The organism is Brasilonema angustatum (assembly GCF_059505445.1).
Window position 1 is genome coordinate 1 of the sequence record NZ_JCACKO010000018.1, and the last position, 21848, is coordinate 21848.

A 21848-nucleotide genomic window follows, 5' to 3' on the forward strand; every position below is an offset into this window, starting at 1 on the left:
CTCCAAATGATTATCATTCTTGCTTTGGGTGATTTTATTGCTTGGAAGTCCCTTACCTATTACTCTTTTAAACGGCAAGCAAACCTTGCCTATTATTGAAGCTTATTTTGAGTTTAATCATCTTAAACATCTCTATCGTCAGGGTTGGCTAAACCACGGTATTGAACCAAAGTCTTGTGAGAGTGTTGCAGAACACTCATTTTGTGTTGCACTATTAGCTTTATTTTTGGCTGATGAATATCATCTGAAATTAGACACAACCAAGGTCATTCGTATGGCTTTAATCCATGATTTAGGAGAAGTATATGCTGGGGACTTTACTCCAAAAGATGCTATAGAACAAAATCAAAAATATCAACTAGAAAAGGAGTCTATTCTTCAAGTACTGAACAAACTTCCTCATGGATTAGAGTGGATTGCTTTATGGGAAGATTACGAAAAGGGGGAATCTCCTGAATCACAGTTTGTTCATCAGCTTGACCGATTAGAAATGGCTTTACAAGCTAGTGTATACGAACACCTGGGGCTAGCAAATTTATCAGTATTTTTTGAAAGTGCTAATCAAGCTTTGTCCGCACAGCAACTAAAATCTATATTTATATCACTAAAAGATTTAAGGGATTAAACTCAAATCAGCCAGCAAAACACGAAAAAATATACATTAATTAATATATCAATCCTAAATTATTTATAAACAATTCCTGTTAAGATCCCTCATGGGAGAATTTACAATCTCATTTAGGACTGCTATATACACACTAAGAAATATAGCAGAAGTCACCAAGTCAGAAGTAAAAATGCCTTTTTGCCTAGCTTTTAGACAAGAGCGTTGTACCTCAATTACTTAATTGTCTGTATTCTCAAAAATGTTTTTTTACATCCTAATTGCTCGATTTTATTTTTAATAATTAAGAGCTGAATCACTAAGCCAAATATGTAAACACAATTTTGAGTAAATCTGCACGAGTAAAAGGTTTAGTTAAATATCCAGAAGCTCCTACCAATCTTGCTTTAACTCGGTCTACAAGTCCTTTATTTCCCGTTACCATAATTATGGGAGTTTTTTTGAACATTGAATTATTTCGGACAATTCGGCATAATTCATAACCATCCATCCCGTCCATATTCAAATCCAGTAATATTAAGTCTGGTTTGTACCTAATAACGGACATAACGGCTTTGAGTGGATCATTGATTGTCACGACAGAAAAATTTTCATCTTCTAAAAAGCGGCTAATTTCTTTAAGCATGGTGGGACTATCATCTACAGAAATAACTTTGTAGACTTTTCGTGGGGTGAGAGTAGCGGAAGTTCCTACTTCATGTTTAAGATTGTTGTTATTGGATATTGTTGATTTCTGAATTTGTTCCTTCTCAGGAGAAACTGGAGTTTGTCGCTGTTGAGTAGCGGCATAACTTGCAGAAATAGCAGAGTTATCCTTTGAGATAGTGCGACTTGATGCTACTTCTGAATCAAGCAGTTTAGTATGAGTTGATTCGGTAATAGAACTAGAAGGTTGTATGAAATCTGTAAAAGTCTTTGGTAATTTATCAAAGGGTGGGTCTGGTTCATGTAATAGTATTGTGCCATTTAAAATATAAGGGTATAATATTTTGGCGAGTTGGACTTCGTCTTGATTCATTATCACTGACAAATGTCGCAAACTAAAACCTTTCATCCACTCAGTTAACTGAGGATCTATTCCTGATAATTTATTTGGAATATCTGTGGTTTTAATTAACAAATATGGACGTTGATAGGGAGAAGAAATTTGGGGTCCCAATGAATGCCAATTCTGCAACTTTTGTTGGCAACGTTCCGCAATTTTTTCCACATCAAGTTTGCAAATAGTTGGAACTCGACAATCAGAATCTTTTAATGTAAAAGTTGCTTGTTTGGTTAAAATAAATGATTCCAGCACTTCTTTTACCAATTCTTGGATCAGGACTGCTGCTTGTGTAGAATGTAAATACCGTTCGCTTACCAACCAGCAAATAGCTTGATATTCAGGAGGTAGTGGGGGAGGAATCAATTCATCTTGAGTATCACTGTCATGGACGATTGATTGACTTTTGGTGTCTGGTTCAAACATTAAACGTAATTGAACACGAACCTCACCAACGATGCTAGGAACATGATGGCTTAAGCGACGCAAATGACGTTCCAAGCGATCAAACGGTTCAACAGAATGAGTAGCATATGTTATTTTTCCCTGTTCTAGATATATTGACCAGGAAACAGAACTGCCAAGCACTTGTAAACAAGTACTCTCAGAACAATTAGATAAATGTCTTAATAAGCTTAGAGGACGTAGTTTGGTAAATGTGCCAAAATTATTCATTTCTCTAGAGATTTTCTGTAAAAGGAGACCGATTGTTTGAATTTTCGAGTGCTCGGTAATAAATAATAGTATCTCTCTAACTTTGAGATTTCTTTATACAGAAATTTTCTCGTGATTTGGGTTCTATACATATATTACAAGCTATAAAGGGATATTATAGCTAGTATGTTACATTTTTTCGTAACATGAATAACAAAGGAAATTTTTCAAGTTTTTTAACAAAAAACAACTGAGTATGAGTTCTATGCGAGTGGGTGGAGAGTCAGGTGTTGGGTTTCCAACCAAATCTTTGAAAAAGTGGTTGCGCTCTCAGCGGTAGAACATGAGGGTCCTTTTACAGTCAAGTTAGCCGATATAACCGAACTAGCAATCGTGGGGCTTGACAAATAACCGAGTCAAGGCTTACTTGACTCCAGACAAAATGCGTCCCAATCTCCCACTTATTGCATTCTGAGTTGTAGTTGCTGAATTTTGCATTATCCTTGTTCAATTTTAGTTAGTTAATTAAGGTAACAGAGGAGTTGTGATCTGAGTCGTTTGATAAACTTTAATTAGTTATTTTCATCTTTAATCCTACCTTTCTACATCGAATCTTTAAATTTCTACGTCAGCAAAGGTACTGAGATACTGTATCGTATACGTATTACGTATAAAACTCGTTTTTCTTGCACATAAGATCATGCTGACTAACTTGTTGGCTCAGTTTTACTTAAATTATGTCTGAGATAAAATTCAACCAAGAATTTGTCATGAATTTAGCGGCGGAATTTTGTTAAAGAGATAGTAAGCTATCTGAACCAAAATAAATTAGATATGGTTTTGTCAGTGCTATAAACTATATACTTTGAGGAAAAGGAAAGCTAAGCTTTGGACTATAACATAACACGAAAAGTTATGCATGATACATTAAAACTTGATGAAGTAGTGGAGTTTGCGGAAAATCCAGAACCTCGTTGTCCTTGTGTACTTCTTCTAGATACATCTGGCTCAATGCAAGGTGTAGCATTAGATTCATTAAATCAGGGTTTACAGAGTTTCAGGGAAGAATTAACAAAAAATGCCTTAGCGGCAAGGAGGGTTGAAGTAGCAATAGTTACTTTTGATAGTCATGTCAATGTAGTACAGGACTTTGTGACTGCTGACCAATTCAGTCCGCCGCTACTTACAGCACAGGGACTGACGAGTATGGGTATTGGAATTCATAAAACCTTGGACATGATTCAAGAACGAAAAGCTCAATATCGTGCCAATGGTATTGCTTACTATCGTCCTTGGGTATTCATGATTACTGATGGTGAGCCACAAGGCGAGTCTGAAGATGTTGTAGAGCAAGCAGCGCGGCGTCTACAAGAGGATGAATCAAGAAAACGTGTAGCATTCTTTACTGTAGGCGTAGACAATGCGAATATGACGCGGCTAAGTCAAATAGCTGTACGTACACCCTTAAAACTCCAAGGACTCAATTTTGTTGAAATGTTTGTTTGGCTATCAGCCAGTATGTCAGCTGTTTCTCATTCCAAAGTAGACGAACAAGTGGCACTACCACCTATTGGCTGGGGTTCTGTTTAGTAGAAGATGTGACAAAATGCTCAAAAAAGAGCAGTAACCAAAGATCATCTATGAACACTTCTAAACAAAGACCTCATTGGCGGGTAGTAGCTGCATCGGTATGTGGAACAAGTCATTTGAAGAACAAACAATTGTGTCAGGATGCTCACCATTGGCAGATTTTGCCAGATAATATCTTAGTGGTTGCGGCAGCGGATGGAGCAGGTAGTGCAAGCATGGGTAAGGTGGGAGCAATGATTGCTGTGGAAACAGCGATAGAAAACATCTCTATCAAAGAATTTTCTCGACGAACATTAGTCGATGATAGTGCTGTGCGCTCACTTTTGACCGAGGCAATAATTGCTGCCAAGAAAGCGGTCGAGGAAGAGGCCGTAGCTTCCCAGAAGCAGTCCTTGGATTTGGCAAGTACGCTGATTATTGCGTTGGCAACACCAGAATTTGTGGCAGTGGCACAAATCGGGGATGGTGTAGCAGTGGTAAGAGATTTTCAGGATAACCTGATCGCGCTGACCATGCCTGACAGTGGTGAATATATCAACGAGACAGTTTTTTTGACCTCACCGACAGCCCTAGATGCTGTGCAACTAAGATTATGGCGTCAGGCAGTAGCCAATGTTGGTGTCCTCACAGATGGACTACAAATGCTTGCCTTAAATATGGCAGTGGGAGTTCCTCATAAACCATTCTTTATCCCACTATTTGAGTTCGCAGCTAATGCAGATGACAAAACAGTGGCAAAAGAGCAATTAGTGAGGTTTTTGCGTTCCGAGCGAATCACGCAACGTACAGATGATGACTTGACACTCATAATTGCTGCTTTGAGTGATTAATAAACAGGTGTGCGAATTCGTTTGTCTGGAAGTGTATAAATTCATAGGGTATCTATAAAAATATATCATGCAGGTACTACGTTGTCTTCCCAACCAACAAATCAGTAATGTCAGCCTGACCGTAAGTTTAGGACGAGGCGGTGAGGCATGCATATACACAGTACCAACAGATGCTGGTTTAGTGGCGAAGGTTTACCACAAACCAACACCTGCCCAAGCTCGCAAATTGGAGGTCATGCTTGCCCACCCGCCAGACAACCCAACCGCGAGCTTGGGGCATATTTCCATAGCTTGGCCGATTGAATTGTTGCGATCGTCGAACCCAAGCCGTGAGGTGATAGGCTTTTTGATGCCGCGCATTCAGGGAATGCGTCCAATCATCGACTTTTACAATCCTAGAACTCGCCGCCAGCAATGTCCTTTGTTCAACTATCAGTATTTAATCCGCACTGCTCGCAATCTCGCTTCGGCTTTTGCTGCGTTACACGATCGCGGATACTGTGTTGGCGATGTAAATGAATCTAATATCCTCGTCAGTGACATGGCATTGGTGACAATAGTAGACACCGATTCATTCCAGGTAAAAGATCCAGAAAATGGAGTCATTTATCGCTGTCATGTAGGGAAAGCAGAATTTACCCCACCAGAACTTCACAACAAAACCTTTGCTCAGTGCGATCGCAATTTCAGTCATGACTTGTTTGGGTTAGCGGTACTGATATTTCAACTTTTAATGGAAGGGACACACCCATTTTCCGGGATTTATCAAGGAGCGGGTGAACCTCCACCATATGAAGGACGTATTGTAGCCGGACATTTTACCTACAGTCAAAAGCGTCGCGTACCTTACGTTCCAACACCCATCGCACCTCGTTGGGAAATTCTTCCTCCGGGTTTACAGGAACTATTTATACGTTGTTTTGAGGATGGTCACAACAACCCGCAGATACGCCCCAATGCTCAAACTTGGCTCACAGCACTAGCTGATGCTGAAAACTCGCTCATCAGCTGCACTGTTAACCCCCAACATCGCTATAGCAACCACTTGGACAAATGTCCTTGGTGCGAACGTACATTGCGATTAGGTGGACGTGATCCATTCCCATCTTTAAAGGCGATCGCAAATAAAGAACATTTACAACCGCGAGTACCAAAGAAAAAACGCCAAGCTCAAGTTCCTCGTACAAAGCAACCAACCATTCCATTCACCAACACTGCATATCGTAGTTCTGTCTTTACCCAAAAAATTCCTTACTATAAACCTCAGAAAAAGCAGAATTTATACCCTGTTGTTTTCTGCTTGCTTGGTCTTGTTGGTGCCTTGGGGTATTTGGATTTAATGGTCAAATTCACAAATCGCCCCTTTCTTGCTGAAAATTCTTACGCTCGGCAAAATGTGATTTCTTTGCAACAAAAGAAAACCCACAACAATCAACAAAATTTTGCTGATTACTACAAGCAGGGCCATGCTTCATACAAAGTGAAAGATTACCAACAAGCAATTGAGAATTTCACTCAAGCAATACAAAAAGATCCAAAATACGCAAAAGCTTATGTAAACCGTGGCAATGCTCACTATAACCTCAAAGAGTATGAAGCGGCACTTGCAGACTACAGTCAAGCAATTGGAATCAATCCCTTGGAAATAAAAGCGTATGTCAATCGAGGAAATTCCCGCTATATGCTTGCTGAATATAGCAGCGATCCAGACAAAGAGTATAATCTAGCAATTGCAGACTATAACAATGCCCTGCGTCTTAATCCGAATGAAGTAGAAGCATACATCAGACGAGGTGTTGTTCGTTCACAAGTTGCTAAATACAGTGGCGATTCTCAAAATGAGTATAAGAAAGCAATTGCTGACTTCAATCAGGCACTTAGCTTGAATTCCTCAAAAGCCGAAGCCTTCTTTCAGCGAGGTTTGGTACGTTATCAAGTAGCACAATATAGCAGTGATTTTGAGCAAGAATATAAACAGGCAATTGCTGACTTTGATCAGGCATTAAATATCAATCCCAAACTGTCAAAAGTCTATTTAAAACGAGGTGTTGTCCGCTACGAACTTGCACAATATGGAGGTGGCAAATCTAGTCAGTATAATAAGCAAGCAGTTGATGATTTGCAGAAGGCTGCTAAAATATCTTTGGAACAAGAGGATATGGATAATTACCAGCAAGCATTAAGCAGCATCTGTGTTGTTGTTGAAAATAAATGCGATACTTTTTTGCAAACCACCACGAATACATCCTCAAAAAGCAACTAAGTACGGCACTACCCCTCCAAAATTCTGATCTGAGGAAACCTCGGATCAGATCTGTCTAAAAATTCAAAGCTAGGTTTGCGCCAACATGCGTTGTTAGTATTGATTATTTTGTGTGTTCGCAATTCTGTAACAAGTTATTTTTTACTATTATCAAAAACAGCAAGACTTGGTTATTTTCTCTGTCTTATCTTGCATTTTTTAAACCTTATTTAATGCTCTTATCTGTAGATTTAAGATAGTTACAAAGCTTGTTCATTTTTTCATACTTAAGATAGATTTATTTATATTGTCTTCATACTTAAGCGTAAATTTACGGCTAAATTATATACTGAGAAAATTAAAAACAACTTTTCTCCACTTAGCGCATGAAAAGTTGATAACTCATCTACCTAGAAACCTAGAGATAAGTTTATGAAAGCAGTAATTCTGGCTGGAGGTCTTGGTACACGTATCAGTGAAGAAACGAGCATCAAACCCAAGCCTATGGTGGAAATTGGTGGTAAGCCTGTATTATGGCATATTATGAAAATTTATTCCACCTACGGCATTAATGATTTTATTATCTGCTGTGGTTACAAAGGTTACGTCATAAAGGAGTATTTTGCCAACTACTTCCTACATATGTCAGACGTAACCTTTGACATGCGATTTAACCAGATGAACGTGCATGCAGGTAAAGCAGAACCCTGGCGTGTCACCTTAGTAGATACAGGTGACAACACAATGACGGGTGGACGGTTGAAGCGAGTCAGAGAGCATATTGGTAATGAAACTTTTTGCTTCACCTACGGTGATGGCGTTAGTGATGTCAATGTTGAAGAATTAATTAATTTTCACAAAAAACAAAATAATTTAGCAACAATGACAGCAGTTCAACCACCCGGACGTTTTGGTGCTATTGTCTTAGGACAAGAACAAACAAAAATCACTAGTTTTCGGGAAAAGCCAGAGGGAGATGGAGCTTGGATTAATGGTGGTTATTTTGTGTTAGAGCCAGAAGTCATCAATTTCGTTAATGATGATTCTACTATTTGGGAGCAGACACCATTAGAAAAGCTGGCAGAAATGGAACAGCTATCTGCTTACAAACATACTGGCTTTTGGCAACCAATGGATACTTTGCGAGATAAAAATTATCTTGAGGATTTGTGGAAGAATAATAAGGCTCCTTGGAAGGTATGGTGAGATAAAAAAAGAAGGTACATTCATTCTTCACTCATCGTTCTTGATTTTTTACAATTCATTCTTGATTCATACTTCTATATTCCGGGAGCTAGAATACTCATGTATGACTTCGCGATTATAGGTGGGGGTATTGTTGGTCTTTCCACCGCTATGGCTTTAGGTAAACGCTATCCCAATGCTCGCATTCTAGTTTTAGAAAAAGAGAGCAATTGGGCTTTTCACCAAACTGGTAATAATAGTGGCGTCATTCATTCTGGTATTTACTACAAGCCGGGTAGTTTCAAAGCTAAATTTTGCCGTGACGGTTGTCGTTCAATGGTGGAATTTTGCCAAGAACATGGAATTGAGCATGAAATTTGCGGTAAGGTCATAGTTGCTACTAATGAAACAGAGTTACCTCGCCTAGAAAATCTTTACACGCGAGGTTTAGAAAATGGCATAGACGTAAAAAGAATAACTCCAGAGGAAGTCAGAGAAATTGAACCTCATGTGACTAGCGTTGGGGGAATTTTAGTTTCTTCAACTGGTATTGCGAATTACAAGCAAGTTTGCTACAAATATGCCGAAATTATTAGACAGCAGGGAGGAGAACTTCGTCTCAATACCAAGGTTGAAAAAATAGTTATCAGTGGAAAACATCAGGTATTAGAAACGAACGGTGGTACTTTTGAAACTCGCTTTGTGATCAATTGTGCTGGATTACATAGCGATCGCGTTGCCAAAATGGGCAAAACTGATCCCAAAGCAAAAATTGTTCCTTTCCGGGGAGAGTATTACGAACTGACACCAGAAAAACGCTACTTGGTGAAAGGTTTAATTTACCCAGTTCCTAATCCAGACTTTCCCTTCTTGGGTGTCCATTTTACACGCATGATTGATAGTAGCGTACACGCCGGACCAAACGCAGTCTTAAGTCTTAAGCGCGAAGGCTATAAAAAAACAGACGTTGACTTGCGTGATTTTGCGGAAGTGATGACTTTTCCTGGTTTTTGGAAACTCGCAGCAAAACACGCAGATGAAGGAATTCAAGAAATTATTCGCTCCTTTAGTAAAGCAGCTTTCACCAGAAGTTTGCAAAAACTCATTCCTGAAGTTCAACAAGAGGATTTAGTCCCCACCCACGCGGGTGTTCGCGCCCAAGCACTGATGAATGATGGCAAACTGGTAGATGACTTTTTGATTGTTCAAGGTCAAAACTCTGTTCATGTTTGTAACGCCCCTTCCCCAGCAGCAACATCTTCCATAGAAATAGGCAAAGCAATTGTTGCCAAAATTCCCCAACAGCCGCATCTCAAGGCTGTAGTCACTCAAGTCTAAAATATTTCGCTTGCCTGTACTTGCTTAAGTTCATAGTGTTAAGAAAAAGCACAGGCATTGTGGCATCCTTCAATTTGCGAGAACATCTAATTTAAGGTTGTAATTAGTGATCAGGGGAAAACTAATGTTCCTTAACTCGGATGTTCAGCCAATCGTTCTTGTTTGTGCTGCTGATAATAACTATGCCATGCCGCTTGCTGTTACAGTTCGTTCCGCAGTTGCCAACCTTAGAAAGAATCATCACATAGCATTATATGTTCTTGATGGAGGTATTACCGAAGTTAACAAACGCAGAATTAGTAAATCATTTAACAAAGAACAGATCAGTATTTCATGGATACAGCCAGACAATGCAGTCTTTGAAAACTTAGTATTGACTAGACATTTAACACCGACTTGCTATTATCGGCTTCTAATTACCGAATTTTTACCAAAAGAATTTCACAAGGCTATTTACTTAGACACCGACATGGTAGTCACGGGAGACTTGGCAGAGTTATGGGCGATTGACATGGGAGATAACTATGCATTAGCAGTTCAAGACGATGTTGAATTGTACGTAGGAATGTCTGAAGGTTTAAGAAACTATCATGAGGTGGGAATTAGTCCGGATGAGAAATATTTCAACTCCGGACTTTTAGTGATAAATCTTGACAAGTGGCGAACAGAGAATATTGGCAGAAAAGTCCTTGAATACATAAAACAAAATAGAGAGTATGTACGCAATGATCAGGATGGTCTAAACGCAGTTCTTGCAGGGAAATGGGGAGAACTTCACCCAAAATGGAATCAAATGCCCAAAATACATGAATATTCATCCTGGAAAGACAGCCCCTTCACGGAAGATATTTATCACGAACTGCAGGACAACCCTTGTGTTATTCACTTTACAAATTCTCCCAAACCCTGGTATGCAGGATTGCGAGAAGAATGTAAACATCCGAAAAAACATTTGTTCTTCCAATATCTTGACATGACCCAGTGGTCAGGATGGCGAGACACCATTTGGAGACGGCTTTGGAGAAAATTTATGAAAGTAACATCGTTGACTACTTCAAAACTTTAAACATGGTGTGTTACCGTGCATAACATATACACAAAAGGTGAGTAAAGGCAAGAATTTCTGTAGTCATAAACCCATTATGATGAAACTGCCTAAACCATCCTACACAGAATCATGCACCGTACTTCACCAAGGTAATTTGTTTACGACGTGAAACTAAACTTGAACAGGAACGAAAAACAATGAGAATTCTAGTCACTGGTACTGAAGGTTATCTTGGCAGTTTATTACCTCCGTTGTTAATTGAACGGGGACATGAAGTCATCGGAGTAGATACTGGTTATTACAAAGTAGGTTGGTTGTACAATGGTACTGAGATAACAGCCAAAACTCTCAATAAAGATATTCGCAATATCACCGTAGAAGATTTGCAAGGTGTTGATGCGATCGTTCACATGGCTGAACTATCAAATGATCCCACTGGACAGCTTGCACCACACATTACTTACGAAATTAACCATAAAGGCTCACTTCGTCTTGCCAAATTGGCAAAAGAAGCGGGTGTACGTCGCTTCGTGTACATGTCCTCATGCAGTGTTTATGGTGTTGCTACTGAGGGTGATGTCACAGAAGAATCTCCTGTCAATCCCCAAACCGCCTATGCAGAATGTAAAACATTAGTAGAGCGAGATGTCAAGCCATTAGCAGATGATGACTTTTCTCCAACTTTTATGCGGAACGCCACTGCTTTTGGTGCTTCCCCCAGAATGCGCTTTGATATTGTTTTAAATAATTTGTCAGGTTTGGCATGGACAACCAAAGAAATTAAGATGACTAGTGATGGTACGCCTTGGCGTCCATTAGTTCACGCACTGGATATTTGCAAAGCAATTGTTTGCACAGTAGAAGCACCTCGTGATATCGTACACAACCAAGTTTTTAACGTAGGAGATACAGCAAATAATTATCGAGTCAAAGAAGTTGCCGAAATTATTGCTCAAGTTTTCCCAGATTGTAAATTGAGCTTTGGCACTCAAGGTGCAGACAATCGCAGTTATCGCGTATCTTTTGAGAAAATCAATACTGTTTTACCTGGCTTTAAGTGTGATTGGAATGCTCAACGAGGAGCACAACAGTTGCATGATTTGTTCTCGCAAATTGATATGAATGAAGAAGTTTTCTTATCTAGAGGCTTCACTCGCTTGAAGCAATTAGAATACCTCATCCGTACACAACAAATTGACAAAGATTTCTTCTGGAGTCAGAAGTAATTATCTTGTCGAAGTTATAGACAAAAAAGTGATTTCAACAATTCCGACTCAATTATATTTTTTCGGAATTGTTGAAATCATCAATGTATCATAGTCTGGTAATTTTACCGTGCAAAATAATATAGCTGTCGCCAACTCTATTAGGACATATAGCAGGGAACGCTTAACAGGCAACGCCAAGGTGAGCGTCAGCCGAACGGGAACTCTTAACAGGCGTGTGATTGTCTGGTGGTGTCCGTATTTTCTCATTAGTTCATGTCCTAATCTACCTGACAACCGCTATTTAACCTAAATAATTCAAATTTAAAAAAAATATGTATCTTTTTAAATGTTGTTTAGGTGAAGAGTTTTGAGAAGATAAGATGACCTGCTATAGCGTAGTATTATTTTAAAACCTGAGTTGTGTGTCTTCTTGCAGTCTTAAGTCTTCATCTCATTTTCTTGTCACACCTTCGCTTATTCAAATCAAAAGTCATAATGAGATATGCAAAATCCACATTGACTCAATTTACATCAAACACAACCTTATGTACAGTCCACCATGAAAAAACTACTTACTATTGCGATACCGACTTACAATCGCGCCCAACTACTTGATAAGCAACTGGCATGGGTTGCTCAAGTGCTCGTTGGTTTGGAATCGGAATGTGAAATTTTTGTTTCAGATAATTGTTCAACGGATAATACTCAAGAGGTGATTAAAAAGTGGCAAACAAATCTCACTCATATTACATTTAAGTCCAGCCGAAATGCTGAAAACATTGGTGTCATGCGGAATATTATTCATTGCTTAAAGTCCGCAACGACCAAATATGTTTGGACAATTGGTGATGATGATCCCATTCAGGATAGAACAGTCACTTATGTCATTAACAAACTCAAAAAATATAATGAAGATTTATCATTATTGTTCCTTAATTTTTCTGGTCGTAACCAAATTACCGGGGAACCTGTACATCCACCCACAATAGTAGGTAACCGTTGGTTTGATATTGATAATGAAGATGGAAGCGGTGATGGAAAAGCTATCTTTGAACACTGTTTTTCAAAAAGTGTTGGCGCAGTCATCTTTCTGACTGCTTCAGTATATCGTACTGACTTAGTACAACGCGCTCTTCAAATTTGGTCAGAAGCTGAGAATAACTGGATATCTTTAGCATACTTAGCTGGATATTGCGCTGCTAACGGCAAGATAATTGTTACTAAAGATATTTATATGGAATGTATTGTTGGTGTGAGTTATTGGCAAAAAGATCCACAATCAGCACTGTTAATGCAATACAAGCACTTACCGGAAGTTGTCACGAAATTGGAGGAGAACGGATACTCTAAGCAATTTTACCGCCGGATGATGTTCCAGAGTTTAAAAGAAGCTAATTTGAAAGTTTTCTTAGGTGCTTTGAGAAGATGGCCTATGTTCGCTATTAAAACAATAGTTCCCTTTTTGACTTTAGTAGGTCTGTCTGTTTTTGACGCAGTTCCTACTAAAGAATTTAAAATGGCACAAACAACAGAACCATTCACTCAAAACTGACGAAAATAAGACTTGTGAGCCAGCGCGGTCTTGGGGTTTCCCCCATGAGCGACTGGCGAACCCCGAAGGGGTAATGAATCAAACGAACAAGGTAGTTATTCTATGTTTAACAGTACTATCAACAAATTATCTCAGTTGACATCTGAGTTAGGTTATAGAGCAGCACTCCTAAACCATACAAGAAAATTGCCTGCTCTGGAAGAAAGCGATCGCGTGATTGTCGATACCGTCAAACGCGATGGAGTTTATGTGACAACACTCGAAAAGTTGGGACTTGGCTCTACATCTAATCTTCTCAAAGCATCTTACAATCAACTATCTAGAATGACAGATGCAGGCAATAGCCACCTAACAAAAAGACTGCCACAAATTTATACCGTTACAGATTTACCAGAATTTTCTCAGTGGGGACGGGAACAAAAGCTACTTAATATCATCGAGAATTACATCGGTCTTCCTGTTGCTTTTCAGGGCGTACATTTACGTAAAGATTTTCCTAACGAAGATCAGTTTGGTACACTGTTATGGCATAAAGACTCAGAAGACCGTCGGATGCTCAAAATGATCATTTATTTGTCCGATGTAGAAGAAAAACACGGTCCTTTTGAATACGTTCCGGTATCTTTGACTTCTTTATACAGTCTCAATTATTACCGGATTTACTACAAGCTTTGGCAGTCAGGTTACTTAGGAATCACTGATGAACAGCTTAAGGAAGTCATCCCGGAACACCAGTGGAAATCATGTCCAGGTCCAGCAGGTACTGTGATTTTTACAGATCCAAAAATTGCTTTACACCACGGAACACTACGGACAGAAGAAAGACCAGCACTATTTTTTACTTACACTGCAAACCCACCGAAGCGACCTGAACTTTGTACCCAGTACTGGGATGATACTTTTGCAAAACCAGAGTCCTATCAAGAACCATCATCTGTCACAGCTCTAAGATAGTGCGATTCTTCAGTTGAAGAATTTCTTTGTGTTCTACTCCTATTGAAGCCCTTTTGGTGAACTGTTGTCTGTCTTCGGGTTACCCTCGGTGCATAACGACCGCCGCTTCACCCCTACACCTCTACAGGGCTTCAAAATAAGTTGCAAAAAACACGAAGAAAAATCTGAAATGACCGAGTGCCACTGTGTAGTTAAGATTTCAAGCGAGGTTACCCATGATTTTTGTAGAAACTGAACTGAAAGACGCGTACATCATTGAGCTAGAACAAAAGCAGGATCATCGTGGTTTCTTTGCCCGTACTTTCTGCGCTCAAGAATTTGAGGCACATGGTTTAAAGCCAACGGTTGCCCAATGCAATCTATCTTTTAACTACAAAAAAGGGACGCTGCGGGGAATGCATTATCAAACTCTACCAGCAGCGGAAACGAAATTAGTCCGCTGTACCCAAGGCGCTATCTATGACGTGATTATTGATATGCGTCCGGAGTCTCCGAGTTACCTTCAATATATCGGTGTGGAATTAACTGCAGAAAACCATCGCGCCTTATATGTTCCAGAAATGTTCGCCCACGGCTATCAAACACTAACAGACTCTGCTGAGGTCGCGTATCAGGTAGGAGAGTTTTACACACCTGGATATGAGCAGGGGTTGCGCTATGATGATCCATTTTTCAATATTCAATGGCCATTGGAAGTAACTGACATTTCCGAGAAAGATAAGAATTGGCCTTTGATGAAAATGATGAGCGTTGGAGGAAATGTTTAGTTGTTAGTGGTTGGCCAGTGCGGTGATAGGAAAAACGACTCATTAACAATCAACAACTAAGCAATTCGCAAATATTATTCATAGGAGTTTAACGAATGATAATCGTAGATCGCGCCTTACAAGCTCGTGCTGAAGCAGGTAACCCCATCAAGGTTGGGATGATCGGTGCTGGCTTTATGGGACGGGGAATTGCCAATCAAATTAAAAATTCTGTTCCTGGTATGGAGTTGGTTGCTATCTCCAACCGAAGTGTTGATGCAGCTGTGCGAGCATATTCGGAAGCAGGTATTGAAGATAGCAAAGTCGTTTCCACCGTCACCGAATTAGAAGAGGCGATCGCCCGCAATCAATACGCAGTCACTGAAGATCCAATGTTACTGTGTCGTGCCGAGGGTATCGATGCTCTGATTGAAGTGACAGGCGCAGTAGAATTTGGCGCTCATGTTGTGATGGAGGCGATCGCCCATCACAAGCACATCATTATGATGAACGCCGAATTAGATGGTACCATCGGTCCTATTCTCAAAGTTTACGCTGACAAAGCAGGAGTTATCCTCACCGCTTGTGATGGGGATCAGCCAGGAGTGCAAATGAATCTCTACCGCTTCGTCAAGAGTATCGGCTTAACTCCACTGTTGTGTGGTAATATCAAAGGCTTGCAAGACCCCTATCGCAATCCCACCACACAAGAAGCTTTTGCCAAACGTTGGGGTCAAAAAGCTCACATGGTCACCAGCTTTGCCGATGGAACAAAGATATCCTTTGAGCAAGCAATAGTTGCTAATGCCACAGGTATGACAGTTGCCAAGCGAGGAATGCTGGGATATGACTTTAACGGTCATGTCGATGAAATGACCAAAATGTACGATGTCGAACAACTCAAAGAACTGGGTGGTATCGTTGATTACGTCGTTGGTGCAAAACCAGGTCCAGGGGTCTTTGTCTTTGGAACCCACGACGATCCCAAGCAACGTCACTACCTCAACTTGTACAAGTTAGGTGAAGGTCCGCTCTACAGCTTTTACACTCCTTATCACCTCTGTCACTTTGAGGTGCCGTTGTCTGTTGCTCGCGCTGTCCTCTTCCAAGATTACGTCTTAAGTCCTTTAGGTGCTCCTCTGGTAGATGTAATCACCACTGCCAAAATCGACCTCAAGGCTGGAGAAACCTTGGATGGCATTGGCTACTACATGACATACGGGCAATGTGAAAATTCCAACATTGTTCAACAGCAAAACCTCTTACCAATAGGTCTAGCGGAAGGATGTCGCCTGAAGCGAGATATTTCAAAAGATCAAGTCTTGACCTACGACGATGTAGAACTCCCTGAAGGCAGACTATGCGACAAACTGCGATCTGAGCAAAACGCTTATTTCACCAAATCCAAAACTTTAGCAGCAGTTTAAATCATTTTTTCATCCGAAGTTAACTAATACTTCATGTTATGAGGTTGACTTCGGTAGCGAAAAAAGCATAGGTTGAGTAGTAAAGAATCTCTGGTCTTATGCAAAGGCTATGAGGTTCTTCTTTCGATTTGATGTCATTCCAAACATAATAAATCTTGAATTACTCTTCCAACTCAGCACACTTATGGGATTTCAGTTAGTTCAGCGTACAGTTAGCATCGATAATTTATTATCACACAAAATTCCAGTTCGTCAACAAATGCGCCGAAAGGTTTCACTTCGCACTGCTGAAATCCTTTCAAACAAGAGAAGTTTATGTACTCCACCGCAAGACTGTTCCCCCAGATTATGAGGTGATTTATGAATTAGTTAGCTTGGCAATGGCGATCTGCCGCTATGCTGCGCGCGAAGCTATCGCCCAATCCAGAATTCTCTTAGAGTTATTGCAATACTTTATTTGGATATTATGGTATAAGCTATTAGCATTTAAGTTCTTTTTGCAATACTCCGCTCAGGCTCACCGACTGTGTATCAGTTCTGTTCAAGTAGCCAATACAAATCTCAAGTTCCCAATTTACCCAATAGGTTACTAACTTCTTTCTTCTCTCCTTACAAAATATTTATTAAAAATTAACACTAAAAAAATCACGTTTTAGTATCTTGAGAACAAGTAGGGGGGTTGAATCAGATTTGCATTTAGAGTCTGTGAACTGTTAAGTGTCGGTGCAGTATTCGGAGCAAACCGATCACCACTTGTAAATAGTTGTATTGAGTCAATACATTAAGGAATCATATGAAAATTGCCTTGGTGCATGATTATTTAACCCAGAAAGGAGGGGCAGAGCGCGTTTTCGAGTTACTCTGTAAGCGCTACCCCGAAGCAGACGTTTTTACTTCCTTATACGACCCTGAAAAAACCATTGACATTGGTGAGCGCATTGTCAACACAACCTTTCTACAAAATATTCCAGGAGCAGCGAAGTATTTTAGGTTGATGGCTCCCTTATATTTTCCAGCCTTTCGCGCCTTAGATTTGCAAGACTACGATCTTATTATCAGCAGTAGCACAAGCTTTGCCAAAGCAGTGCGAAAGAACAGCCAAGGTCGCCATATTTGCTTTTGCCATAACATTACCCGGTTTTTGTGGGACACAGAAACTTATTTACGTGAGTACGGAGATTATCGATATTTTGCCCCATTAATCGAACAAGTTTTTGAAATGATGAGAAAGGTAGACCTTGTCTATGCACAGGAACCTGACCTTTACATTGCTAACTCCAGTATTGTAGCTAGTCGGATTAAAAGTACTTACCGCAAAGAAGCCATTGTTATTAACTATCCGATTGACACCAGTAAATTTGTTTTTTCAGATACAAAAGAAGATTTTTATCTTGCCTCGGCTCGGATGATCAGCTACAAGCGTCTTGATATAATAGTCGAAGCTTTTAACTGGCTGGGATGGCGGTTGCTGATATCAGGAAGTGGTCCAGAAAAGGAGAGGTTAAAATCTAAAGCATTATCCAATATTGAGTTTTTAGGACACGTAACTGATATACAACGCACTCAGTTGTTTTCTAAAGCAAAGTCTGTTATAGTTGCAGCCCTAGAAGATTATGGTTTAGTTCCAGTAGAGGCCAATGCTAGTGGAACACCTGTCATCGCTTTTGGAGCGGGTGGGGTATTAGATACTCAAATACCTGGTAAAACAGGAGTCTTTTTTAAGAGACAAACACCCGAATCACTCCAAGCTGCACTACTAGAAGCCAGGGAAATCTATTGGGATTACAACTACATCCGTAGTCATGCAGTGGCAAACTTTTCCGAGGAAGCTTTCTTTAACAAAGTTGAGCAAGTCATTGAGCAAGCTTGTACTGTAAATACATTATTCATTTAATTTGTTAGCTGAGGGATAGTAAAAGTGGTTCAGAGCAGTCTTAGTCCATACGGGAATCCAGTTACTGAGTCAGAACCGGGTTACGGACAACTGTTTGCGGTTTTAATACGCAGATTTCCTTGGTTTTTGGCAGCATTTGTGGCTTCTGTTGCTATTGCAGGTGTGATCACAAAAAGAACAGCTCCTACCTATAGAAGCTCAATGCAGCTGTTGGTAGAACCTAACTATCAAGGAACGAAAGAAGGTAGTGCTGGCGGTGTAGACAGTCAGTTTACTGACCCTACTGTTCAGGTAGACGCAGCAACCCAACTGAGCTTGATGCAAAGTTCTCCTCTGCTTAAAAAAGCAGTGGCTGAACTCAAGCGCGAATATCCAGACATGAACGTAGGTCAGTTAAAAAGTTCTTTGATTGTAAGTCAAATAAAAAACAAAGACGATAATGTAACTACTAAAATATTTGACGTGCAATATACGGGGAAAGACCCAATAAAAACACATAAAGTTCTGCAAGCAATTCAGAAAGTTTATCTAGCTTACAATATCCAGCAGCAGAATGAGCGTTTAAGAAAAGGGCTTAAAGTTATTCAAGAACAGTTAAGTACAGTAAGAAAAGAGGTGACTGGGGCTGAAACTCAATTGCAAAGATTTCGCACAAACCAGGAACTTATAGATCCAGAGACACAGGCAAAAGCTATACAGGACGAATTGAGCAGGATTTCGCAAGAGCGCGGCACAACTCGTTCTCTGTATCAAGAAGCCAATGCTACGTATAAAAATATACAAAAACAACTTCAAAGTACACCACAGACTGCTCTTGTCGAAGCTCGTCTGAGTCAGTCTACTCGCTATCAAGGACTACTGAACGAAATTCAAAAAACAGAACTGGCTTTAGCACAAGAACGCTTACGCTTTACAGAGGAAGCTCCAAGCGTGCAAAAGTTGGTAGCTCAACTTCAAAGTCAAAAGGCACTATTGCAAGAAGAGCAAAAACGAACCTTAGGGGGAGAGTCTACTCAAGCAACTACCCAAGCAGGACCTTTGCTAGAGCAAGGACAGAAGAGCGCAATTGACCTCAACCTTGCTGGGAAGTTAGTGGACACACAAACAACAATAGTGTCTTTAAGCGCAAAAGACCAAGTTCTGGCGAAGAAAGAGCAAGATTTACGTACGCAACTCACACATTACCCCAAGCTGTTAGCTGATTATGGTCGCTTACAGCCGCAAGTACAACTTAGCCGCGAAAGATTGCAGGAACTTTTGAAAGCAGAAAACCGATTACGGCAAGAAATTGCCAAGGGAGGATTTAACTGGGAAATGGTGGAAGAACCCCAAGAAGGTACACAGTTGGGTCCTAACCTCCAGCAAAATCTCATGCTAGGTGCAGTAGTTGGGTTGATGTTAGGAGGTATTGCTGCCTTTATCCGTGAAGCAGCTGATGATTCTGTTCATACCACAGCTGAGTTGGAGAGGCAAATGTCTTTACCTATACTGGGAACAACTCCCAAGTTACCACCTGCTAAAACCAGAGAATCAGTTATCAAGTTACCATTTGGTAAACCAGATGTCCCTGCTCCTTGGACAATTCAGGTATTGCAATCTTCACCACGTTGGGAATCGCTAGATCTGATTTATAAAAACATTGAACTTTTGAACTCTGTTGCTTCGTTCAAATCTTTGATGATTACCTCAGCTTTATCAGATGACGGTAAGTCAGGTCTGGCATTGGGCTTAGCAATGAGTGCTGCTCGTTTACATAAACGGGTACTCCTGATTGATGCCAACCTACGTGAACCCAGTTTGCACAAACAGCTAAATCTCCCTAACGAACAGGGGCTTTCAACCCTATTAGCAAGTGAGGTCACAATACCCAATCAGATTAGTATCCAATCCTCAGGCTCATCCTATATTGACATTTTGACAGCAGGACCAACACCTGCTGATCCAGCTAATCTGTTAAGTTCCCCTCGGATGCAGCAATTAATGGCAACATTTGAGAAGAACTATGATTTGGTACTTGTAGATTCAACCCCAGTTCTTGGCTTAGTTGATGCGATGCTTACGGCATCATCTTGTCGTGGCGTGGTTATGGTAGCTAGCATAGGTAGAGTGACTCGAACTCAACTCACACAAGCTACAGCCATGTTGAGCCGGTTAAACTTACTTGGAGTTGTGGCAAATGGGGTCTCAAACTCTAGTAGTACATTTGTGCCATATACACATCAACAACGATTTGCACTACAACAAGCTGTGGAGAAATAAAACTACGGCACAGTAAGTGCAAGGTGTACACTACAAAGAACATGGGTCGCTTGACAAACGAGAACCAACGCACGACGAAAAATATAAATAAAGCGGCACATGCCACGTAGAAAAGCATATGCCGTTTTTTTATTAGTAGAGGTGGGAGTTTCACGCTTATACTTCTCGCCATAGCGATGGTATGACGAGGTTTTATTTTCTCTTCCCACAACAACAGCATAGCTTCTGGTGCATTGTGGCAGCGCGAGTTACCAACTGCCTGGTGCCTTCAGATCCCCCTTCCTTCTTTAAGGTAAGTAATTAAGCAGATTTGGTATTTATAAAAAGACAAAATCTTAATTGTTTATTTTGTCTTCTGATATAGCAGTTGCTAGGTAGATTAGGACATCAACGAATGAGAAAATACGGAAACCACGCGACAATCACACGCCTGCTCCCTGCTCAGAGATCCCTGCTATATTTGAAGGCAGAGCATATAACTATCTATTTCCAAGAAGCACAATCAAAGTGTATCAGACATCAAATTACTTACGGGCAAGAAAAATAACCTTGTATTCATACGTCTTTTTAGATTGATTAAAAAAAACTTAATAAATCATATATATTGTTTTTTTGCTAACAAATTTATGAAAATGGAACTCAAATATTAGGACAAATATGATTCGTTACTAAAGATGTCAAAAACAGAGAAAATCATGGGTTTAAAAGCCGAACTTACGGCTTTTAGCTGTATATCCACGAATATAATTCGCCTCACAAAGTAAAAAATCAGGCTTCAAGAAACATTTTTTATAAGCAAGCGCACTACAATGGCGCACCACTCGCTACGAATGGAACAAACAAGTCAAATCCTTTTCCCTTCAGTTCCCGCTGCCCTCAGATCCCGCTCCCTTGTTTATTGAAAGTATTTGAACCACAAAAATTTATATCAGCGTATAAAGTTCGTGCAGATGACTAAAATTACTGATTTTGTCTGTTTTTATTAGTTATGATAGCTATACTTTTTTTTAAAAACGATTTAAAATCACGTAGGGTAACAAGAAAGAGTCTTATTTCGTAATTACGCAAGTTCTGTTATTCATAAGATCTTAATAATTATCGGAAAAACGTCCTTGATGTTTAAAGACTAAATAAAGAATCTCCATATGTAACCGTTATTCCTACAGCGTCTTATATCCTAGATATTAAATCCCCCTAAAAAAGACAAGAGTGGAGTTTCTGAGATTTATCCGAAAACTACTATTGTTGTATGAT

Annotated in this window: 15 protein-coding genes; 14 read left to right on the forward strand and 1 reads right to left on the reverse strand. The window is 40.0% G+C overall.

From position 1 onward, the window contains the following. Positions 1 to 85 precede the first annotated feature (85 nt). Entirely contained in the window at positions 86 to 625 is a 540-nt protein-coding gene (locus tag AC5JM2_RS04440) for an HD domain-containing protein (RefSeq protein ID WP_495833707.1), read from the forward strand. Between the two features lie 298 nt (positions 626 to 923). On the opposite strand, the gene AC5JM2_RS04445 is transcribed toward AC5JM2_RS04440, so the two are convergent. Further along, a complete protein-coding gene (locus AC5JM2_RS04445; protein ID WP_495833708.1) occupies positions 924 to 2342 on the reverse strand; it encodes a response regulator in 1419 nt (472 codons plus the stop codon). A gap of 894 nt (positions 2343 to 3236) precedes the next feature. On the opposite strand from AC5JM2_RS04445, the gene AC5JM2_RS04450 reads away from it, so the two are divergent. The 13 genes from AC5JM2_RS04450 to AC5JM2_RS04510 all read left to right on the forward strand — a co-directional run bounded on the left by AC5JM2_RS04450 (position 3237) and on the right by AC5JM2_RS04510 (position 20594). After that, a complete protein-coding gene (locus AC5JM2_RS04450) occupies positions 3237 to 3911 on the forward strand; it encodes a vWA domain-containing protein (RefSeq protein WP_495833709.1) in 675 nt (224 codons plus the stop codon). A gap of 50 nt (positions 3912 to 3961) precedes the next feature. After that, positions 3962 to 4741: a PP2C family serine/threonine-protein phosphatase gene (locus AC5JM2_RS04455; RefSeq protein ID WP_495833710.1), complete on the forward strand. Its 780-nt coding sequence runs from the start codon at positions 3962 to 3964 to the stop codon at positions 4739 to 4741. A gap of 67 nt (positions 4742 to 4808) precedes the next feature. Beyond that, on the forward strand, positions 4809 to 7004 hold the full coding sequence (locus AC5JM2_RS04460) for a tetratricopeptide repeat protein (RefSeq protein WP_495833711.1): 2196 nt from the start codon (positions 4809 to 4811) through the stop codon (positions 7002 to 7004). Between the two features lie 411 nt (positions 7005 to 7415). Next, positions 7416 to 8189 carry a glucose-1-phosphate cytidylyltransferase gene (gene rfbF / locus AC5JM2_RS04465; protein WP_495833712.1) on the forward strand — a complete coding sequence of 258 codons (774 nt, stop codon included), beginning with the start codon at positions 7416 to 7418 and terminating at the stop codon, positions 8187 to 8189. Between the two features lie 99 nt (positions 8190 to 8288). Further along, positions 8289 to 9506, forward strand: a complete 1218-nt coding sequence (lhgO, locus tag AC5JM2_RS04470; RefSeq protein WP_495833713.1) for an L-2-hydroxyglutarate oxidase — start codon at positions 8289 to 8291, stop codon at positions 9504 to 9506. A gap of 124 nt (positions 9507 to 9630) precedes the next feature. Next, entirely contained in the window at positions 9631 to 10572 is a 942-nt protein-coding gene (locus tag AC5JM2_RS04475; RefSeq protein ID WP_495833714.1) for a glycosyltransferase family 8 protein, read from the forward strand. 179 nt (positions 10573 to 10751) lie between these two features. Then, positions 10752 to 11780, forward strand: a complete 1029-nt coding sequence (locus AC5JM2_RS04480) for an NAD-dependent epimerase/dehydratase family protein (RefSeq protein WP_495833715.1) — start codon at positions 10752 to 10754, stop codon at positions 11778 to 11780. Between the two features lie 541 nt (positions 11781 to 12321). Next, positions 12322 to 13314 carry a glycosyltransferase family 2 protein gene (locus tag AC5JM2_RS04485; RefSeq protein ID WP_495833716.1) on the forward strand — a complete coding sequence of 331 codons (993 nt, stop codon included), beginning with the start codon at positions 12322 to 12324 and terminating at the stop codon, positions 13312 to 13314. Between the two features lie 102 nt (positions 13315 to 13416). Further along, positions 13417 to 14268 carry a phytanoyl-CoA dioxygenase family protein gene (locus AC5JM2_RS04490; protein ID WP_495833717.1) on the forward strand — a complete coding sequence of 284 codons (852 nt, stop codon included), beginning with the start codon at positions 13417 to 13419 and terminating at the stop codon, positions 14266 to 14268. Between the two features lie 215 nt (positions 14269 to 14483). After that, positions 14484 to 15035 carry a dTDP-4-dehydrorhamnose 3,5-epimerase gene (gene rfbC, locus AC5JM2_RS04495; RefSeq protein WP_495833718.1) on the forward strand — a complete coding sequence of 184 codons (552 nt, stop codon included), beginning with the start codon at positions 14484 to 14486 and terminating at the stop codon, positions 15033 to 15035. A 95-nt stretch (positions 15036 to 15130) separates the two neighbouring features. Then, entirely contained in the window at positions 15131 to 16441 is a 1311-nt protein-coding gene (locus tag AC5JM2_RS04500) for an NAD(P)H-dependent oxidoreductase (protein ID WP_495833719.1), read from the forward strand. Positions 16442 to 17234: 793 nt separating this feature from the next. Further along, positions 17235 to 18335 carry a glycosyltransferase gene (locus tag AC5JM2_RS04505; protein ID WP_495833720.1) on the forward strand — a complete coding sequence of 367 codons (1101 nt, stop codon included), beginning with the start codon at positions 17235 to 17237 and terminating at the stop codon, positions 18333 to 18335. Positions 18336 to 18359: 24 nt separating this feature from the next. Then, entirely contained in the window at positions 18360 to 20594 is a 2235-nt protein-coding gene (locus tag AC5JM2_RS04510; RefSeq protein ID WP_495833721.1) for a GumC family protein, read from the forward strand. Positions 20595 to 21848 lie beyond the last annotated feature (1254 nt).